Source organism: Actinomadura sp. WMMB 499 (genome assembly GCF_008824145.1).
In the GTDB taxonomy this organism is placed as follows: Bacteria; Actinomycetota; Actinomycetes; order Streptosporangiales; family Streptosporangiaceae; genus Spirillospora.
This window is the reverse complement of the sequence record NZ_CP044407.1, coordinates 2713826-2731278: the sequence shown is the minus strand read 5'-3', so window position 1 is coordinate 2731278 and position 17453 is coordinate 2713826. Positions and strand designations below refer to the sequence as shown.

Genomic DNA, 17453 nt, shown 5'->3' with positions numbered 1-17453 from the left:
GCGGCCCCGGTCGTCCGGGCGGGGGACGCCTCAGCCGAGGGCGCGGCGCAGAATAAGGAGCGCGACGTCGTCTTCCGGCAGCCGCCTGCCGATCAGCGCCGCCATCACCGCGGCGCCGACCGCCTCGGGCGGGCCGGCGTACGCCGCCTCGCACAGGGCATCGATCCCGTCGGCCACCGAGCCGCCTCGCCGTTCGACGAGACCGTCGGTGTAGAGGCACAGCAGCGCACCCGGGGGGAGATCCACGGTGGCGGTCTCGCGGGGCACGTCCGAGTCAAGGCCGATCAGAACGCCGGGTTTCATGCGGACGGGGCGCACCGGGCCTCCCGGCAGGGCCAGGACCGGGGGCCAGTGACCGGCCGAGCTGATCCGGACCCGGTCGAGCGCGGGGTCCCACACGGCGTAAAGGACGGTCGCGGTCGCGTCCGGCTCGAAATGCACCACCTTGTTGTTCAGCTTGTCCAAGACCTTGGCGGGATCGGCCGTCTCCAGGGCGTAGGCGCGCAGCGCGCTGCGCAGTCGGCCCATCACGACGGCGGCGCCGAACCCGTGCCCCGCCACATCGCCCATCACGACGCCGACCTCGCCCGACGGAAGGGAGAACACGTCGTACCAGTCGCCGCCGACGCTCGCCTTGCCGGGCCGGTACCGTGCCGCCATCTCGAGGCCGGGCAGCGCCGGGAGCGCGGACGGCACCAGGCTGCGTTGCAACTCCAGAGCTCCGGCGTGCTCCGCGCGGGTGAGCCGCCGCCGCACCGCCAGTGCGGCACGGTCCGCCGCCAGCTGCAGGAACTCCGTCTCGTCGGCGGTGAACCGGCGAGGGGCGAGCGTCCCGACGTGCAGCACCCCCACCAGCGCGCCATCGGCGACGAGCGGGACTCCGAGGAGGGAGTGCAGGCCGCGTTGCACGAGCAGCGGGTTGAACACGTTCGCGCTCGAGACGTCCGCGATGTAGACCGGACGCCGTTCGGCGGCGACGCGACCGGCGAAGCCCTCCCCCACGGGGACGTGAACCGCCTGGCTGACTTCCTCCTCGATGCCCTTGGCGGCCGTGGCCACCAGGTGCCGCTGCTGCCGATCGAGGAGAAGAGCGACCGCGGTGTCGACGCCCAGGCTTTCCCGGACGCGTTCCAGCACGGCGTCGAGGACGTCCTCGACGTCCGTTTCCGTAAAAGCCTCGTCGTGGATCGCGTGCGCGTTCTCGAACCTGCGCGCGCCGTCCGCGAAGGCCCCTGCGGGGTCGGTCACCCTGCCCACTATATGTGGGAAAGGAGTCGTTCCTTATTGTTGTCGCAGGTTAACGAGATGATCGGCAAGGATGGGGACGGTGCTGTGCCCGGTCCCCGCGCCGCCGGGACGTGGTCAGGCGCCCCGCGGGCGCCACCGTCCGAAGCCGCCTTCGGTGTTGATGACCTGGCCGGTGATCCAGCGCGCCTCGTCGGTCACCAGCCACGTGATCAGCCGCGCCGGGTCGTCGGGCTCGCCGTAGCGGCCGGAGGGGAACATCGGCGCGACCGTCCGCCACATGTCCTCGGTGAGGTACCCGGTGTCCACCGGGCCGGGGTTCACGGTGTTGAGGCGGATGCCCCGGTTCGCGAGCTGGTCGGCCAGGGTGACGGTGACGCCTTCGAGCGCGGCCTTCGCCGCGGCGTAGGCGACCTCGCTCGGCATCGGCCCGAGGTGCTGCCCGGACGTCATCGGGCCACCATCGCATCGCGCCGAACGATCAAACCGCGCGTGCGGAGCCCCCGCATCACGGAACGTGTCCCGGCGGTGCCGGCCCGCGCGGCGTGGGAGTCTGCGCCCGGCCGTGGACCGATAGGCACGGCGCGGGGGACCGGTCGCGCGTTCTGCCGATGCTCGCCCGCTCGTCGGCGGGCCTGTCCGGCACGGGTCGGCGGTGGTCGTCCGCGCCTACTCGCTCGTCGGCGGCCCGCGGAACGTGGCGCGGTAAGCGCTCGGGGACACCCCCAGCGTCGCCCGCATGTGCGTGCGCAGGGAGGTGCCCGTTCCGAAGCCCGCGCGTTCGGCGACCCGGTCCACCGGAAGGTCCGTCCGCTCCAGCAGCTGGCGTGCCCGCTCGACCCGCTGCAGCGTGAGCCACGCCGCCGCCGACATGCCCGTCTCGTCCCGGAAGCGCCGGGTGAACGTCCGCACGCTCATCGACGCCCGCGCCGCCATCTCCGCGAGCGTGACCGGACGGTCGAGGCGCTCCAGTGCCCATGTGCGCGCGGCGTCCGTCGACGGTCCCGGCGCGGACGGCACCGGGCGCGCGATGTACTGCGCCTGCCCGCCCTCCCGGTGCGGCGGCACCACGGTGCGGCGCGCCACGTCGGCCGCCACCGCCGCCCCGTGGTCGCGCCGGATCATGTGCAGCGCCAGGTCGATGCCCGCCGCCTCGCCCGCCGAGGTCAGCACCGAGCCCTCGTCGACGTACAGGACGGCCGGGTCGACGCGCACCGCCGGGAACCGGGCGGCGAACCGCTCGCACGACAGCCAGTGCGTCGTGGCGCGGCGCCCGTCCAGCAGGCCCGCCGCCGCGAGGACGAACGCGCCCGTGCAGACCGACGCGACCCGGGCGCCGCGCGCGTGGGCGTCCCGCAGCGCGGCGGGGACGGGGCCGTCGGCCGGGCGGGTCTCGTCCAGTGCGTGGGACGCGGGGACGAGCACCGTGCCGGCCTCGCCGAGCGCCTCGAGCCCGTGCGGTGCGCCCACCGTGAAGTCGGCATCGGTGCGGATCGCCCCCGCCTCGACACCGCAGGAGACCACGTCGTACAGCGGCGCGCCGTCCGCCGAGCGGGCGGATCCGAAGAGCTGGTGCACGAGCCCCAGCTCCATGGGCAGGACGCCGTCGCGCACCAGCACCGCCAGCCGGTGCGGCCCGCCGTCCCCGAACACCATGGCCGGATTCTCGCACGCGCGCCGGCGGCGCCGGAGCGGCTCGCGCGCCGGGTGCCGGTAGCGTTCGGGAGCCGCTGATGTTCCACTCGCGGGCATCCCGAGCTACCTGCTGGTCGCCGAGATGGCCGCCAACCGGGTCCTGCGCGGCGACGCGCTCCCGCGCCCGGAGTACCCGGAGGCGCTGCGCGCGTCCGCGCCGCCGATGTGGCGAGGGCGAGCGGCCCTCACGCTCCGGTACGCGGCGAACTCCCACGCCCCCCGCGGTCGGGTCACTGAGGTCGCGGGGGCGCTGGCCACGGCAGCCATGCGGACCGCACGCGGTGCTGGCGGCGCGCGGCGAATGGGTCACCGACGAGAAGCGGCTCCTGGAGCGGGCGGGACTGCGCCGCGTCGACGCGATCGTGGCCGGACTGCGACCGGAGCCCACCGCGAGGGCGCAGACGATCAGCGAAGCGGAGAGATTGTTCGGCTCCGCGAGCCGATCGGTAGAGCGTCCGTAGGAGCGCGGTGGCCAGAACCTTTCGGGTGATGGCCTACGGGCCACTTACGGGTGGGCGGTCGCGGCGGGGAGCATCGGGGTGTCGGAAACGATCGAAGGGAGCCCCCGTGAACATCCTGTGGACATTCGCCCATCCCGAGGCCCGGTCCTTCAACGGCGTCCTGCGCGACCATGGCGTGGACACCCTGCGCCGGCAGGGGCACCAGGTGCGCGAGTCCGACCTGTACGCGATGGGATGGAATCCCGTCGTCGGGCCCGACGACTTCGGTCACGATCCGCGCGAGCGCCTGGTGGTCGGCGAGGCGTCCGAGCGGGCCCTCACGGGCGGGACGCTGAGCCCCGACATCCGTGCCGAACAGGACAAGCTCGCCTGGGCGGACGCGCTCGTCCTGCAGTTCCCGCTCTGGTGGCACGGGATGCCCGCCATCCTCAAGGGCTGGTTCGACCGCGTGTTCGTCCAGGGCTTCGCGTTCGGTCTGCCTGGAGCGCGGCGGTACGGCGACGGCGGCCTGGCCGGACGGCGCGCGCTCGTCGTCACGACCGCCGGTGCCCGAACCACCGGGTTCGGCCCGCGCGGGATCCACGGCGACGCCGAGCAGCTGCTGTTCCCGCTGCTGCACGGCACGCTGTTCTACAGCGGCATGACGGTCCTGCCGCCCCTGGTCATCGGCGGCGCCGACCGGGCGCGGACGGCCGGGGACGCGGCCGCTCGCCTGGACGAGCGATTGCGCGACCTCGCGACCGCCGCGCCCATCCCGTACCGGCCCGAGCACGGCGGCGACTACGACGACGACCTCGTCCTGCACCCGCACCTGGCCCCCGGACGTGCCGGCCTGTCGGTCCACCGGGCCGCCGAGGACTCGGCGGTGCTGCGCCCGGCCGGATAGCGCCGTGCGGACGTCACCCGATGTCTCCGCCGGCGCCCCCCGCGTGCCCCACGCAGGCCGCACGCGGGCCGTCCGTCACACCGGCCCGCGTGGCCGCCCCCGGACGCACGCGGCGCGGCGGGCGTCCGGGGCGGCCGTGCACCGGACATCGCCGGGCCGCCGAGTAGATCTGCATGCGGGGCGAGCGAACCGCTCCTCGTGCGGCGCTACGGGCGGACGAGCAGTACGTTGCCGAGCGAGCGCTGGCCGGTCGCGTCGGACGGGCGGTTCACGATGCCGCCGTCCGCGGTCACCAGGTCGTCGCGTGTGCGGCACTGTGCCCGGTGGTGCCGGCGGGGGCGGAGGCGAAGGCCGTCCTGGACTTCGTCGACACGGCCGTTCGCGCGTGACCTGAGGAGACTGCCGGAGGCTCAGCGCGCGCGGGTGACGCGGGACTCGTCCCAGACCGGCTCGGACGACTCGTAGACCGAGCCGTCGCCGCCGAACACCAGGAAGCGGTCGAAGGAACGGGCGAACCAGCGGTCGTGCGTGACCGCCAGGACCGTCCCCTCGAACGACTCCAGGCCCTCCTGCAGCGCCTCGGCGCTGGCGAGGTCGAGGTTGTCGGTGGGCTCGTCCAGCAGGAGGAGCGTGGCGCCGCCCAGTTCGAGCAGCAGGATCTGCAGCCGCGCCTGCTGGCCGCCCGAGAGCGTCTCGAACGGCTGCTCGGCGCACACGGTCAGCTCGTACCGGGCGAGCGCCGCCATCGCGGCGTCGCGGAGCCGGGCGTGCTCGGTCATGACGATCTCGCACGGCGTCCGCCCGTCCAGGTCGGGGCGGGCGTGGGTCTGCGCGAACAGGCCGGGGACGACCCGGGCGCCCAGCCGCCCGACGCCGGCGTGCGGGACGGGCGCGACGGGCGCCGTGCCGCGCGGGACCGTCTCGGCGACCGACGCGAGCAGCCGCAGGAAGTGCGACTTCCCGGACCCGTTGGACCCGAGGACGGCGGTGCGCTCGCCGTACCAGACCTCGGTGTCGAACGGCTTCATCAGCCCGGTCAGCTCGAGGCCCTCGCAGATCACGGCGCGCTTGCCGGTGCGCCCGCCGCGCAGCCGCATCTTGATCGACTGGTCGCGGGGCGGGACCTCCGGCGGCCCTGCCTCCTCGAACTTGCGCAGCCGTGTCTGGGCGGCCTGGTAGCGGGAGGCCAGGCCGTCGTTGAACGTCGCCTTGTTCTTGAGCGTCATGACGAGCTGCTTGAGCTTCGCGCGCTCCTCGTCCCAGCGGCGCCGCAGCTCCTCCAGGCGCTCGTTGCGGTCGCGGCGCGCCTCGGCGTACGTCGCGAACCGGCCGCCGTGCACCCACACCCGCCCGGCCTCGACGGTGACGATCCGGTCGGCCGCCCCGTCGAGCAGCTCCCGGTCGTGCGAGACGATCAGCACGGTCTTGGGCGTCTCGCGGAGCCGCTCCTCGAGCCACTGCTTGCCGGGGACGTCCAGGTAGTTGTCGGGCTCGTCCAGCAGCAGGACCTCGTCGGGGCCGCGCAGGAGCGCCTCGAGGACGAGCCGTTTCTGCTCGCCGCCCGACAACGTGCGGACCTCGCGCCACCGGCACGAGTCGTACGGGACGCCGAGGGCCGCGACGCAGCAGGCGTCCCACAGCACCTCGATCTCGTAGCCGCCCGCGTCACCCCAGCCCGCGAGGGCGTTCGCGTAGCGGAGCTGCGTGGGTTCGTCGTCGCGTTCCATCATCGCGAGCTCGGCCGCCTCCACGGTGGCCGCGGCGTCGCGGACGCGCGGCGGGGCGACCGACAGGAGCAGATCGTGCACCGACGAGTCGTCCCGGACATTGCCGACGAACTGCCGCATCACGCCCAGCCCGCCGCTGTGCGCGACCGTGCCCTCCTGCGGCGCCAGGTCCCCGGCGACCAGCCGGAGGAGGGTGGTCTTCCCGGCGCCGTTCGGCCCGACGAGCGCGGCCGTCACCCCCTCGCCGACCCGGAACGACGCGTCGTCCAGCAGGACGCGGCCGTCGGGCAGGGTGTGCCGCACGTGCCCGACCTCGACGTGTCCCACGGTTCGTCCGCCCCCTCGCGATAGCAGTCCGCCGCCGAGTCTCGGCACCGGCGGCGGCCCACGTCAAACCAATTATCCGCGCCGCCCGGTCCCGCCGTGGTCAGGCCGTCCGGCGGAGCACCAGGCCGGTGCGGCAGATGACCGGCTCCCGGTCCTCCGGGGCCGTGCCCAGGGACGCGAGCAGCATCTCCACCATCGCGCGCCCCATCCGTTCGGTGGGCTGGTGGACGGTGGTGAGCATCGGCCGCGTGGGGCGGCGCGGGGCCGCGTCCTCGAAGCCGACGACCGCGACGTCGTCGGGCACCCGGCGGCCCTGCCGCTCCAGCTCCCGCAGGGCCCCGGCCGCCATCACGTCGGACGCCGCGAACACCGCGTCGAGGTCGGCCCGCCGATCGAGGAGGCGCCGCATCGCGAGCATCCCGCCGGCCTCGGTGAAGTCGCCGAACGCCACCAGCTCCGGACGGTCGCCCAGCGCGCGCCGGTAGCCCGCGAGCCGGTCGGCGCCCACGGACCGCTCCGGCGGGCCCGCGATCGTCGCGATCCGGCGGCGCCCGCCGCCGACGAGATGCTCGGTGGCGCGCCGGCTCCCGCCGCGGTTGTCGGCGTCGACGTAGCCCGCGTCGCCCGCCTCGCCGGGCGCCACGCCGGCGGGCCGCCCGGCCGTCACGGTGGGCACGCCGGCGCGCTCCAGCACGCCGGCGAGCGGTTCCCGCGGCAGCGTGGACAGCAGCAGCACGCCGTCCGTCCGCGGTTCGCGCAGCCGCCGCGCCAGTGCCGCGCGCTCCCCGCCGGACGGCGCGTAGTGCAGGGCCACCGCCGTCCGGGCCGCGTCGGCGGCGGCGGTGATCCCGTCCAGGAGCCGACCGAGGAACGGCTGCTCGAACCGCCGCCCCGGCTCCTCCGCCAGCACCAGCGCGAGCGTGCCCGACGGTGCCGCCCGTCCGCCCGCGAGGGTGCGGGCCGCCGCGTCGGGCACGTAGCCGAGGTCGCGGACCGCCCGCAGGACCGCCGCCCGCGCCCGCTCGCTCACCCGCGCGGAGCCGTTGATCGCCCGGGACGCGGTGCCGCGGCCCACCCCGGCCAGGGCGGCGACGTCTTCGAGGGTCGGGCGGCGATCGGCCATGCCCCCGTTCTACAGGGAGTCCCGCCCGCGCGCCACGGCCCGCGGGCCCCGGCGTCAGAAGCGGCGCAGCAGGGCCTGCTTGGCGGTGGCGAACTCCTCCTCGGTGAGGATGCCCTCCCTGTGCAGGTCACCGAGTTCGCGCAGGCGGCGCAGCAGGACGTCGTGGTCGTCCGCCGATCCGGACGGCTCGGGCCCGGCGGAGGCGCCTCCCGCCGGCAGCGCCGGGACGTCCTCGGCCGGGGGCGCGCCGGGGTGCGGGAGCCGCGCCACGACCGCCGCCGCCACGGCGATGGCGGCGGCACCCTCCTTCCGGGTGCCCCACAGCGTCAGGCAGTACGGGTCGTGCTTCGCCTTGGGCGGGGCCGGCTGGTCCTTGAGGTGGAACCGCAGGTGCCCCTCGTCGAGGCCGACCGACGGATGCAGCTCGACCTTCACGACGTCCACCAACGTGAACTGCTTGGGGCCCGCCTTCTGCTTGGCGTGCTCGGCCATCCAGCTCCAGTCGAGCCGGACGGTCTCCCCGTCGAAGGTCACCGACCCCTCGCCGCCGGACGCGCGCAGCGGCACGCTCGGGCCGGGCAGCAGGTACCGGTCCACCGGCCCGGTGGCGACCCGCTCGATCTGCAGGGCGTTGCGGACCTCGTCGACGAAGTACTCGGCCAGCGACGACACGTCCTTGTCCACGTGCAGGCGGTACGGGTCGGACGCGTCGTCGAGCGCGTTGCCCGCGGCCTGCAGGAGCGGGTCGGCGCCCTGCCGCAGCCGCACCCGCAGCACGCCGCCCTTCTTGCCCGGCTCGTAGGCGATCCCGGCGACGGCCTCCACCGGGACCTCGAGTTCGCCGAGAATGCGCCGCAGCCGGTGCACGCCGCGCCCGTTGCCCGGGACGATCCGCAGCAGATCGCCGTCGAACGTCCAGCGGCCTTCACTTCCGGTGACTTCTGCCATGACCCCGTTCCCCGAAATCGCCCGGTCTGTGAACAAGGGTAAAACGCTCAGCCGTGCACGAGGGAGCGCACATGCGGGACCACCGCGTCCAGCGCGACCTTCTCGGTCTCCCCGGTGGACCGCACGGTCACCTCCGCCATCCCCTCGGCCAGCGCGCGGCGGCCGATCGTGACGCGGTACGGGATGCCGGTCAGCTCGACGTCGCGGAACTTGACCCCGGCGCGTTCCGGACGGTCGTCGATCACGACCTCGACCCCGGCGGCGGCGAGGTTCGCGTAGACGTCCTCGGCGGCGGCGGTCACGTCCTCGGTGGTCTGCGCGGGGACGACCGCGACGTGGAACGGCGCGACGGCGAGCGGCCACACGATGCCGCGCTCGTCGTGGTGCGTCTCGACGATCGCGGCCATCGCGCGCTCGACGCCGATGCCGTAGCTGCCCATGATGATCGGGACCTGCTTGCCGTCCGGGTCCAGGACCTCGGCGCCGAGCGCGCGGGCGTAGCGGTCGCCGAGCTTGAAGATGTGCCCGATCTCGATGGCCCGGACGACCTCCAGCGGTTCGCCGCAGCGCGGGCAGGGCTCCCCGGCGGCGACCTCCCGCAGGTCGGCCCACGTTCCGACGGCGATGTCGCGGCCGACGTCCACGCCGCGCAGGTGGACGTCGTCGGTGTTCGCGCCGGTGAACATGTTCCGGCGCCCGCGCAGCGCCTCGTCCGCGATCACCGGGAGCCCGGCGCCGACCGCGCCCAGGCTGCCGGGCAGCGCCCCGAGCGCCTCCCGGATCTCCTCCGCCTCCGCCGCCCGGATCGACGCGGCACCCGTGGCGTCCACGAGCTTCTGCTCGTTGAGCGGGTGGTCGCCGCGCAGCAGGACCAGCGTCGGCTCGCCGTCCAGCAGGTACACGAGCGTCTTGATCTGCCGGTCGCCCGGAGCGCCGTAGGCGAGCAGGTCCTCGATGGTGCGGACGCCCGGCGTGTCGAACCGCTCGGGGACGTCCGGGCCCGGCTCGTCCACGGCCGCCTCCAGCCGGGACGTCGCGCGCTCGATGTTCGCCGCGTACCCGCAGGCGGGCGAGTGGACGACGAGGTCCTCGCCGACGTCGGCGGGGCACATGAACTCGGTGGAACCGGCGCCGCCCATCGTCCCGCTGGACGCGTCGCAGGGCAGCGCGGGCAGGTCGAGGCGCTCGAAGATCCGGGTGTAGGCGCGGTGGTAGGCGTCGAACGACGCGTCCAGCCCGGCGCGGTCGATGTCGAAGCTGTAGGCGTCCTTCATCGTGAACTCGCGCGTCCGCATGAGGCCGCCCTTGGGGCGCGGCTCGTCCCGGAACTTGGTCTGGAACTGGTACCACTGCTGCGGGAGCCGCTTGTAGGAGTGCAGCTCCTGCGCGATCGTCGCGAAGATCTCCTCGTGCGTCATGCCGAGCGCGAGCTCGGCGCCGCGCCGGTCGCGGAGCCGGAACATCTCCTCGCCCATCAGCTCCCACCGGCCGGAACGCCGCCACGGCTCGGCCGGGTGCATCGCCGGGAGGAGCATCTCCTGCCCGCCGATGGCGTCCATCTCCTCCCGGATCACGCCGATCACCTTGGCGCGGACGCGCACCGCGAGCGGCAGCAGCGAGTAGTGACCGGACGCGAGCAGGCGGACGTGTCCCGCGCGCAGGAGCAGCCGGTGGCTCGGCGCGTCCGCGTCGGCGGGGTCCTCGCGCAGCGTGGGAACGAACATCTGGGACCAGCGCATCCCGCGAGGCTATCGAAGAGCGCCCGGCGGGGGCGCGCAGGTCACCGTAAGGGCACGACGGGGATACGGGGCGCCGCAGGTCAGTACCCTGAACTCCGTGAGTCGAGAAGGTGTGACACCGCAGAGCGAGGATTTCTCCGCCTGGTACAACGAGCTGGTCGTGCAGGCGCAGCTCGTCGACCGCGGCCCGGTGCGCGGCACGATGGTCATCCGGCCGTACGGGTTCCGGATGTGGGAGCTGCTCCAGGCCGACCTGGACCGGCGGATCAAGGACGCCGGGCACGACAACGCGTGCTTCCCGATGTTCATCCCGGAGTCCTACCTCAAGCGCGAGGCCGAGCACGTCGAGGGCTTCTCGCCGGAGCTCGCGGTCGTCACCCACGCGGGCGGCAAGGACCTGGAGGAGCCGCTGGTCGTGCGGCCCACCTCCGAGACCGTCATCGGCGAGTACATGGCCAAGTGGATCGACTCGCACCGCGACCTGCCGCTGCTGCTGAACCAGTGGGCGAACGTGGTCCGCTGGGAGATGCGGCCCCGCATGTTCCTGCGGACGACCGAGTTCCTCTGGCAGGAGGGCCACACCGCCCACCTGGACGAGGACGACGCGATGCGCGAGACGATGTGGGCGCTCGACGCGTACACCTCCGTCGCGCGGGACCTCGCGGCGATGCCGGTCGTGGCGGGGGAGAAGACGCCCGGCGAGCGGTTCGCGGGGGCCGTCCGCACGTACACGATCGAGGGCATGATGCGGGACGGCCGCGCCCTGCAGGCCGGCACGTCCCACTACCTCGGGACGAACTTCGCGAAGGCCTTCGAGATCCAGTACCAGGACGAGGCGGGCGCGCTGACGCACGCGCACACGACGTCCTGGGGGATGAGCACCCGCATGCTCGGCGGCGTGATCATGACGCACGGGGACGACAAGGGCCTCGTGCTGCCCCCGCGCCTCGCGCCCTACCAGGTCGTGATCGTCCCGATCGGGCGCAAGGAGCAGGGCGAGCAGGCCGCCGCCGAGGCGCGCCGGCTGGGCGCGGCGGTCAGGTCGATGGGCATCCGCGTGCACGTCGACGACAACCGGCCGCAGCTGTCGCCGGGGTTCAAGTTCAACGAGTGGGAGATGCGCGGCGTCCCGGTCCGGATCGAGCTGGGCAAGCGCGACCTGGAGGCCGGTGTCGCGACGGTCGTCCGGCGCCTGGCCACGGCGGAGGGGCAGGGCAAGGAGCAGATCCCGCTGGACAAGGTGCCGGAGCTGATCCCCGGGATCCTCGCCGAGTTCCAGTCGTTCCTGCTGGCCCGCGCCGAGGCGTTCCGCGAGGAGCGCACCGCCGCCGCCGACACCTGGGACGCCTTCACCGGCCAGGTCGCGGGCGGCTGGGCGCGCGCCCTGCACTGCGGCCGCAGCGAGTGCGAGGACGAGATCAAGGCCGACACCGCCGCGACCCCGCGCGTCATCCCGCTGGACGCGCCGGAGGAGACGGGCGCCTGCGTGCGGTGCGGGGAGCCGTCCGCCTACGGCAAGCGCGTGATCTTCGGCAAGTCGTACTGACGGGCCGCGGGACGGCGCCGGTGGTCAGCCGCCCGTGCCGTCCCGCTCGCCGCCCCGGTCAGCGGCGCCGTCGGCGGCGTCGTCCTCGCCGTCGTCCTTGCCTGCCTCGGCGGCTTCCGGGCGGGTGGCGCGCATCCGCTCCCGGAACGGCTGGACGAACCACAGCCAGGTGCACAGCAGCACCACGACGGCGGCGGTGACGATCGCCCACCAGTCCTCGGTGAGGGTCTGGACGATCAGTGTGGTGGCCGCCGAGATCGACACGCCGAGCGCGATGCCGCCGCAGATGCCGAGCCGGTTGGCGCGGCGGATCAGCATCGCCTTCCGGTTCATCCGGAACAGGATGCGGTGCTGGAACACCGGGGTGCTGAAGCAGATCGACGCGGTGGCGGCGCCGAACAGGGCGATGTAGAACAGGATCTCGCCGGTGTCGTCCACCTTGTCGAACCGCGCCGCGAACGGGACGGTCAGCAGGAACGCGAACAGCACCTGCACGCCCGTGACCGCGACGCGGAACCCCTGCAGCAGCTCGATCAGCTGCCGGTCGAGCCGTTCGTGCTCGGTCTCGTTGCGGGGCTTGTACGCCGGATCCACACTCATGAACGGCGTATTACCCGGTAAAGATGCGAACAGTCGGTATACGCCCGATTCGTCACGGTCCGGCTTCCGCCTACTCCACCCGCGGCAGGTCCTCCAGAGTCGCGCGGGTCACCCGGCGGACCCGGCGGATCAGGCGCAGCCGGTCCCGGAACGGCTGGACGAACCACAGCCATGCGCACAAAGTCACGATACCTAAGGCGGTGATGGACGCCGCCCATACCGTTGTGAGCGTTTCCATGATCAGCGTGGTGGCCGCCGAGATCGATACCGCCAGCGCGATGCCGCCGCAGATTCCCAGCCGGTTCGCGCGGCGCACCAGTGCCGCTTTCTGGTCCATCCGAAACAGGATTCTGTGCTGGAACACCGGTGCACTGAAACAGATCGACGCGAACGCCGCGCCGAAGAGGGCGACGAAGAAGAGAATCTCGCCGGTCCCGTCGATCCGGCTCCACCCGGCCGCGTACGGGACGGTCAGCAGGAACGCGAACAGCATCTGCACGCCCGTGACCGCGACGCGGAACCCCTGCAGCATTTCGAGGAGCTGCCGGTCGAGCCGCTCGTGATCGGTCTCATTACGTGGCTTGAGGGACGGGTCCACGCTCATGCGGCTTCTGTACCCGAACGTTGCGCTGACCAGTCGGTTCGCCTGGTCAAATCTCCTCGCCGGACCAGTTCCTTCGGGGAATTCCCAATTTCTCGGATGGATCGCGCATTCCGGTGCGAGCCCCACGCTCGGTCAATCCAGCGTCGGCGGTTCCACCCGCAACGCCAGCATGGACACGTCGTCGCGCAGATCGCCGTCGCAGAAATCCACCAGCGCCCGCTCCACCGCCGCGAGCATCCCCTCCGGGGTGTCCTTGGCGTGCGCGGCGAGCGTCTCCAGCAGCCGTTCCTGCCCGAACTCCTGCCGCTGCAGGCTGCACGCCTCCAGGACGCCGTCGGAGTGCAGGACGAGCGTGTCCCCGACCGACAGCTCGACGCCGTCCAGCCCCGGCTCGAAGTCCTCGAACAGCCCGAGCGGTACCCCGCCGCGCGACGCCGACCGGATCACCCCGTCCGCCCGCACGACGATCGCCGGGGGATGGCCCGCGACGCCCAGCGAGACCAGCACCCGCTCGGTCTCCATCGTCAGCCCGGCCATCACGGCCGTGACGAACCGGTCCTCGTCCAGCAGCGCCTCGTTGACGACGCCGAGCACGTCCCCGGGCGCGGGCTTCCAGCGGGCCGCGAGCCGCGCGCAGTGCCGGGCCGTCGCGGTGACGGCCGCCGCGTCCTCGCCCTTGCCGCACACGTCGCCGAGGATCAGGCCCCAGCCGTCCTCGGTGCGGAACACGTCGTAGAAGTCGCCGCCCACCTCGGCGGCACCGTGCGTCGCGGTCAGGTAGCGGGCGGCGACCGAGGCGCCCGGGATCGCCGGCAGCGTCTTCGGCAGCAGCCCCGCCTGCAGCGTGTCGGCGACCTCCGCGCGCCGCCGGTACAGCCGGGACGCCCGGATGACCAGCGCCAGGTACCGGCCGAGACGCTGCACGACGCCGAGGTCCATGAGGTCGAACGGGCCGTACTCGCCGCTGGCCGTCAGGGTGATCGTGCCGAGGCAGCGCTCGCCGTCCTCGATCGGGACGCACACCACCGACGTCGCGCCGATCTTGGCGCAGACGGGCTGGCCGTCCGGGCAGACGCCGAGGGACTCCAGGTCCTCCAGGTGGGGACGGACCGTGCTCTGCCGGGTGACGAAAACGGTGTGCGGGAGCGTTCCCTGCACGGGATCCAGCTCCTCCAGCATCCGTGCCGCCGCGACGGACCGCTCGTCGTCCGGCCCCATCGCGACCTGGCGGCGCAGCAGCGGCCCGGCGTCCGCGGCGGTGGCGCCGCCCTGCCCGCCGGGCACCGGGCCGACGAGGTCGACGAACGCCCAGTCGGCCAACTCGGCCGCCAGCAGCCGGGCGCAGCGGCGCACGGCGACCGTCTCGTTGAACACCGGCTCGTCCAGCAGCAGCTCGCAGGCGGTGGCGAGAACGTCCATGCGGTGCACCATCGTGGCGACCGTCTCGTCGTCGCCCGCCGGGGCGCCCTGCGTCGGCGTCACCTTCGGCGGCCGGGCCCGCTCCGCCCCGGCCTCCTGCGCCCCGGCCTCCTGCGCCGCGGCCGGTTCGGGGTCGGCCCGCCGGGCCCCCGGCCGCTGCGGCCGGGCGTCGGGCTGCGACGGCCGCGGGACCACGGCGTCCTCGGCCGGCCGCTTCCCCGCGGCCGGTGCGGCGGGCGCGGACGGCTTTGCCGACGGCGCGGACGGCTTGGCCGCGCCCCGCTTCGCGCCGTCCGGGTTCGCGCGGTCCGGGCCTCGACCGTCCGGGTTGCCGCGGGCCGGCCTCCCGGCGTTCCGCTCGCGGGCGGCCCGGTCGGCGGCGGCGTCCTGGCCGTCCGGCCGCGCCCGCGTCGCCCCCTCACCGCCCTGCGGCGGGTTGGCGGCACCGGCGGCGACCACGACCATGGGGTCCGGCTCGCCGCGGATCCACACCCGCGCGAGCGTCACCACCGCGTCGATGCCGCGCTCCCCGCCGAGGAAGCGCACCTGGACGCGCCGCCGCCGGCCGGTCCGGACGACCGCCGCGAGCTGCGAGCGCACCGCCGCCCGGGTGGCCAGGTCGCAGAACGCCGCGAAGTGCTTGCCCGACACGTAGCCCGCCGACACCCCGAGCAGCGTCGCCGCCTGCCGGTTGACCCGGCGCACGCTGCTGGAGCGGTCGAGCAGGAACAGCGGCACCGGGGCGTCCTGGAACACCGTGCGCAGGACCCGCCGCTCGTTCTCGGCCGCCGTCGAACCGCCCTGCTCGGGGCCGTTCTCGGCGCCCATGGCGCGCAGCGCGGCCAGCGCGAGCTCGAGCTCGACGAGCGCCGCGTCCAGCGTGGCGCGCAGATCGGGCGCGGGCATGCCCGCGGCCTGCCGCAGTTCTCCGATGCGGCCCTCGAGCTCGGTGATCTCGCGCAGCATCGCCTCGGGTTCGAGCTGATCGAACTGGTCCTGCATTCGATCTCCCTTTCGTCCGGTCGCCCCGGCGAAACCGGATCGGCCGCTCCCCTGACCGGGCCGGGCCCCGCTCTTCACGATCCCTTTGCAGTCGCCCGCCCGGCTAGGTGATCCCCTGGTCACCGACGATACGCTGGGCCAGCGCGGTGAGTTTCACGTGCCGCGTCTGGGAGATGCGGCGCAGCTCGGCGAACGCCTCGTCGGCGTCGCAGCCGAGCGCGTGCATGATGATGCCCTTCGCCTGGTCCACGATGGCGCGGGCCTCGACCGCCTCCTGGAGCTGGACGGCCGTGCGGTGCACGTCGTCGTACTGCTGGGTGTTCGACATCGTCGCGCTGCCCTGCGCCATCAGCAGCGCGGCCAGCGCGTGGCGGCCGGAGCCGAGGGCCTTGGGCGTCACCCCGTACAGGGTCAGCGTGACCATGACGTTCGCGTTGAGGTGCGGCGACGTGGTGAAGCAGCGCACGCCCCGCCGCAGCATGTCCGACATCGCGGCCGGCCAGCGGGTCTCGGCAAGGATGTCGTCGGAACCGAGCGGGCGCCCCTCCAGCACGACGTCGAACAGGGGGCCGTCGCCGCGGGCGAGCTGGCGGTCGGTGACCTCGGCGATGTCGGGATGGCTGGCGGCGGTGGCCACCGGTTCGGGACGGGCCTCCTCGGGGATGGCGGGCGGGCCGCCGTTCGTCCGGGGCAGCGCCCAGCGGACGCCCGACGCGCCGGCGCAGCCGGGGACGGCCCGGGCGGCCAGCTCGGCCACGCGGTGCAGCGTGCCCACATCGGAGGAGTCCCCGACCATGCCGAGTCGCGCGATCTCCAGCGCGAGCTGGTCGGTCAGGACCGTATCGGTCGGCGTCACACCAATGACGGTATCTCGCCGCTCGCCGTGCGCCGACCCTTGCCCCGGGATCAGCTGTTGGGCGCCGCCCTGCTGATCTCGTGGAGCGGGCGGGCGGCGCCCGGGCCGCCGCCGTCGGCCATGGCCAGATCGCCCAGGGACACGATGCCCACGGGACGCTGCTGGGCGTCCACCACGGGCAGCCGCCGGACGGCGTGCTCGCACATAAGCCGGGCGGCGGCCTCGGTGTCGTCCTCGGGACGGACGGTCGTCAGCTCGGCGGTGCACACGTCACCGAGCGGGGTCAGCGAGGTGTCGCGGCGTTCCGCGACGGCCCGCACCACGATGTCGCGATCGGTGACGACCCCGCACAACCGGCCCGCGTAGGTGACGAGGACGTCCCCGATGCTCTGGTCGCGCATCACGCGGGCCGCCTCGTCCAGCGTCGAGTCCAGTGGCAGCGCCTGCGGGGCCGCGGTCATCACCTCGCTTATTGTTCGTGACATCGCGCGCAGATCCTCCTGATTCTCCGGCGCTCGCATGGCCGTGTGCGCGCTTTACCCACGCTAGGCCCGCTCATGCACCGGGCCGGAATCCGGCCCCCGACCTCCGGCGGAGGCGGTCGCGGCGGCGGGCCGCCGGGTCAGAACGCGAAGATCATTCCGGTTTGCGACCGCATGACGCAGTCGTTGGGGTAGGTCTTGCGGAACCGGACGGGCCGCCCCCGCCAGGTGCCCTCCGCCCGGACGGCCGCGGGGGAGTGGATCGCCGTGCACATCCGTCCGTCCGGCTCGTGCTCGAACCGGCCGCCCGACTCCTTCAGGTCGGCGCAGGCCCGCATCGCCTCCGGGTGCCGCCCGCCGGGCGGGTCGCAGCGCAGCGTCGCCGTCCGGGGGCCGGCGCCCTCCCGGCCGGGGTGCTTCATCGTCAGGCGGATCGAGGTGCCGGAGTCGGAGTGGGCGACGGGCAGCAGGGCGAGGGCGGCGCCGACGAGGACGCTGCCGAACGTGTGCGGCATCGAGGCTCCCGAGGGTCGGGGGTCGGATGACCGAGGGGCGATGGGGGGACATCGCTCACTGTACTCGCTCGGCTACGCAATGCGCATGCGATCGGCCGATCGCGTGCGGCCGTCCGGGAGCGGACGGCGGACGACCCCGCGGCCGTGGGGCGGCCGCGGGGTCGGATCGGGAGGACCGGGGGGAGCCGGGGGCGGGTCTGGTCGGGGCCGGACGGCCCCACCGGGGGCCTGGCGGGCCCTGGGCGGTACTGGGACGGCCCGGGGCGCGGGCCCGCGAG

The 17453-nt window shown here is 74.1% G+C and carries 14 protein-coding genes and 1 pseudogene; 2 read left to right on the top strand and 13 right to left on the bottom strand.

Features of this window, described 5'->3' with window-relative positions:
- Positions 1 to 30 precede the first annotated feature (30 nt).
- The 3 genes and pseudogenes from F7P10_RS11715 to F7P10_RS11705 all read right to left on the bottom strand — a co-directional run bounded on the left by F7P10_RS11715 (position 31) and on the right by F7P10_RS11705 (position 2901).
- Positions 31 to 1248 (bottom strand): PP2C family protein-serine/threonine phosphatase, encoded by a 1218-nt coding sequence (locus tag F7P10_RS11715; RefSeq protein ID WP_151009375.1) that lies wholly within the window; start codon positions 1246 to 1248, stop codon positions 31 to 33.
- 114 nt (positions 1249 to 1362) lie between these two features.
- Positions 1363 to 1698: pseudogene (locus F7P10_RS11710) on the bottom strand (SDR family oxidoreductase); the annotation flags it as partial.
- Between the two features lie 216 nt (positions 1699 to 1914).
- Positions 1915 to 2901, bottom strand: a complete 987-nt coding sequence (locus tag F7P10_RS11705; RefSeq protein ID WP_151009373.1) for a GlxA family transcriptional regulator — start codon at positions 2899 to 2901, stop codon at positions 1915 to 1917.
- Between the two features lie 606 nt (positions 2902 to 3507).
- Here F7P10_RS11705 and F7P10_RS11695 point away from each other — a divergent pair.
- Positions 3508 to 4287 (top strand): NAD(P)H-dependent oxidoreductase, encoded by a 780-nt coding sequence (locus F7P10_RS11695; RefSeq protein WP_151009372.1) that lies wholly within the window; start codon positions 3508 to 3510, stop codon positions 4285 to 4287.
- Positions 4288 to 4697: 410 nt separating this feature from the next.
- On the opposite strand, the gene F7P10_RS11690 is transcribed toward F7P10_RS11695, so the two are convergent.
- The 4 genes from F7P10_RS11690 to F7P10_RS11675 form a co-directional block, all read right to left on the bottom strand.
- On the bottom strand, positions 4698 to 6341 hold the full coding sequence (locus tag F7P10_RS11690) for an ABC-F family ATP-binding cassette domain-containing protein (protein ID WP_151009371.1): 1644 nt from the start codon (positions 6339 to 6341) through the stop codon (positions 4698 to 4700).
- Positions 6342 to 6441: 100 nt separating this feature from the next.
- Positions 6442 to 7464, bottom strand: coding sequence for a LacI family DNA-binding transcriptional regulator (locus F7P10_RS11685; protein WP_151009370.1), 1023 nt, complete (start codon positions 7462 to 7464; stop codon positions 6442 to 6444).
- Between the two features lie 54 nt (positions 7465 to 7518).
- Positions 7519 to 8412 (bottom strand): DUF4429 domain-containing protein, encoded by an 894-nt coding sequence (locus F7P10_RS11680; protein WP_151009369.1) that lies wholly within the window; start codon positions 8410 to 8412, stop codon positions 7519 to 7521.
- A gap of 47 nt (positions 8413 to 8459) precedes the next feature.
- Positions 8460 to 10151, bottom strand: coding sequence for a proline--tRNA ligase (locus F7P10_RS11675; RefSeq protein ID WP_151009368.1), 1692 nt, complete (start codon positions 10149 to 10151; stop codon positions 8460 to 8462).
- Between the two features lie 97 nt (positions 10152 to 10248).
- On the opposite strand from F7P10_RS11675, the gene proS reads away from it, so the two are divergent.
- The gene (gene proS / locus F7P10_RS11670) at positions 10249 to 11697 is read left to right on the top strand and encodes a proline--tRNA ligase (protein WP_176611427.1); all 1449 of its coding nucleotides are present in this window, start codon (positions 10249 to 10251) and stop codon (positions 11695 to 11697) included.
- A 24-nt stretch (positions 11698 to 11721) separates the two neighbouring features.
- Here the strand turns inward: proS and F7P10_RS11665 are convergent, their stop codons facing one another.
- From F7P10_RS11665 to F7P10_RS11635, 6 genes are all read right to left on the bottom strand, one after another.
- Positions 11722 to 12297 (bottom strand): DUF6328 family protein, encoded by a 576-nt coding sequence (locus F7P10_RS11665; protein WP_176611426.1) that lies wholly within the window; start codon positions 12295 to 12297, stop codon positions 11722 to 11724.
- Positions 12298 to 12367: 70 nt separating this feature from the next.
- Positions 12368 to 12901: a DUF6328 family protein gene (locus tag F7P10_RS11660; RefSeq protein WP_176611425.1), complete on the bottom strand. Its 534-nt coding sequence runs from the start codon at positions 12899 to 12901 to the stop codon at positions 12368 to 12370.
- Between the two features lie 132 nt (positions 12902 to 13033).
- Positions 13034 to 15322 carry a SpoIIE family protein phosphatase gene (locus F7P10_RS11655; protein WP_254716550.1) on the bottom strand — a complete coding sequence of 763 codons (2289 nt, stop codon included), beginning with the start codon at positions 15320 to 15322 and terminating at the stop codon, positions 13034 to 13036.
- 103 nt (positions 15323 to 15425) lie between these two features.
- Entirely contained in the window at positions 15426 to 16178 is a 753-nt protein-coding gene (locus F7P10_RS11645; RefSeq protein ID WP_254716549.1) for an ANTAR domain-containing protein, read from the bottom strand.
- Between the two features lie 50 nt (positions 16179 to 16228).
- Positions 16229 to 16663, bottom strand: a complete 435-nt coding sequence (locus F7P10_RS11640; RefSeq protein ID WP_151009367.1) for a CBS domain-containing protein — start codon at positions 16661 to 16663, stop codon at positions 16229 to 16231.
- Between the two features lie 137 nt (positions 16664 to 16800).
- Complete coding sequence (locus F7P10_RS11635; RefSeq protein ID WP_151009366.1) at positions 16801 to 17175, bottom strand: SSI family serine proteinase inhibitor; 375 nt, start codon at positions 17173 to 17175, stop codon at positions 16801 to 16803.
- Positions 17176 to 17453: the final 278 nt, after the last annotated feature.

What these genes read in the sequence shown, in the direction of transcription:
- F7P10_RS11635 (WP_151009366.1), bottom strand. Translation starts at nt 17,175, where the DNA reads ATGCCGCACACGTTCGGCAGCGTCCTCGTCGGCGCCGCCCTCGCCCTG.
- F7P10_RS11680 (WP_151009369.1), bottom strand. Translation starts at nt 8,412, where the DNA reads ATGGCAGAAGTCACCGGAAGTGAAGGCCGCTGGACGTTCGACGGCGAT.
- F7P10_RS11660 (WP_176611425.1), bottom strand. Translation starts at nt 12,901, where the DNA reads ATGAGCGTGGACCCGTCCCTCAAGCCACGTAATGAGACCGATCACGAG.
- F7P10_RS11685 (WP_151009370.1), bottom strand. Translation starts at nt 7,464, where the DNA reads ATGGCCGATCGCCGCCCGACCCTCGAAGACGTCGCCGCCCTGGCCGGG.
- F7P10_RS11705 (WP_151009373.1), bottom strand. Translation starts at nt 2,901, where the DNA reads ATGGTGTTCGGGGACGGCGGGCCGCACCGGCTGGCGGTGCTGGTGCGC.
- F7P10_RS11655 (WP_254716550.1), bottom strand. Translation starts at nt 15,322, where the DNA reads ATGCAGGACCAGTTCGATCAGCTCGAACCCGAGGCGATGCTGCGCGAG.
- F7P10_RS11640 (WP_151009367.1), bottom strand. Translation starts at nt 16,663, where the DNA reads ATGTCACGAACAATAAGCGAGGTGATGACCGCGGCCCCGCAGGCGCTG.
- F7P10_RS11675 (WP_151009368.1), bottom strand. Translation starts at nt 10,151, where the DNA reads ATGCGCTGGTCCCAGATGTTCGTTCCCACGCTGCGCGAGGACCCCGCC.
- F7P10_RS11665 (WP_176611426.1), bottom strand. Translation starts at nt 12,297, where the DNA reads ATGAGTGTGGATCCGGCGTACAAGCCCCGCAACGAGACCGAGCACGAA.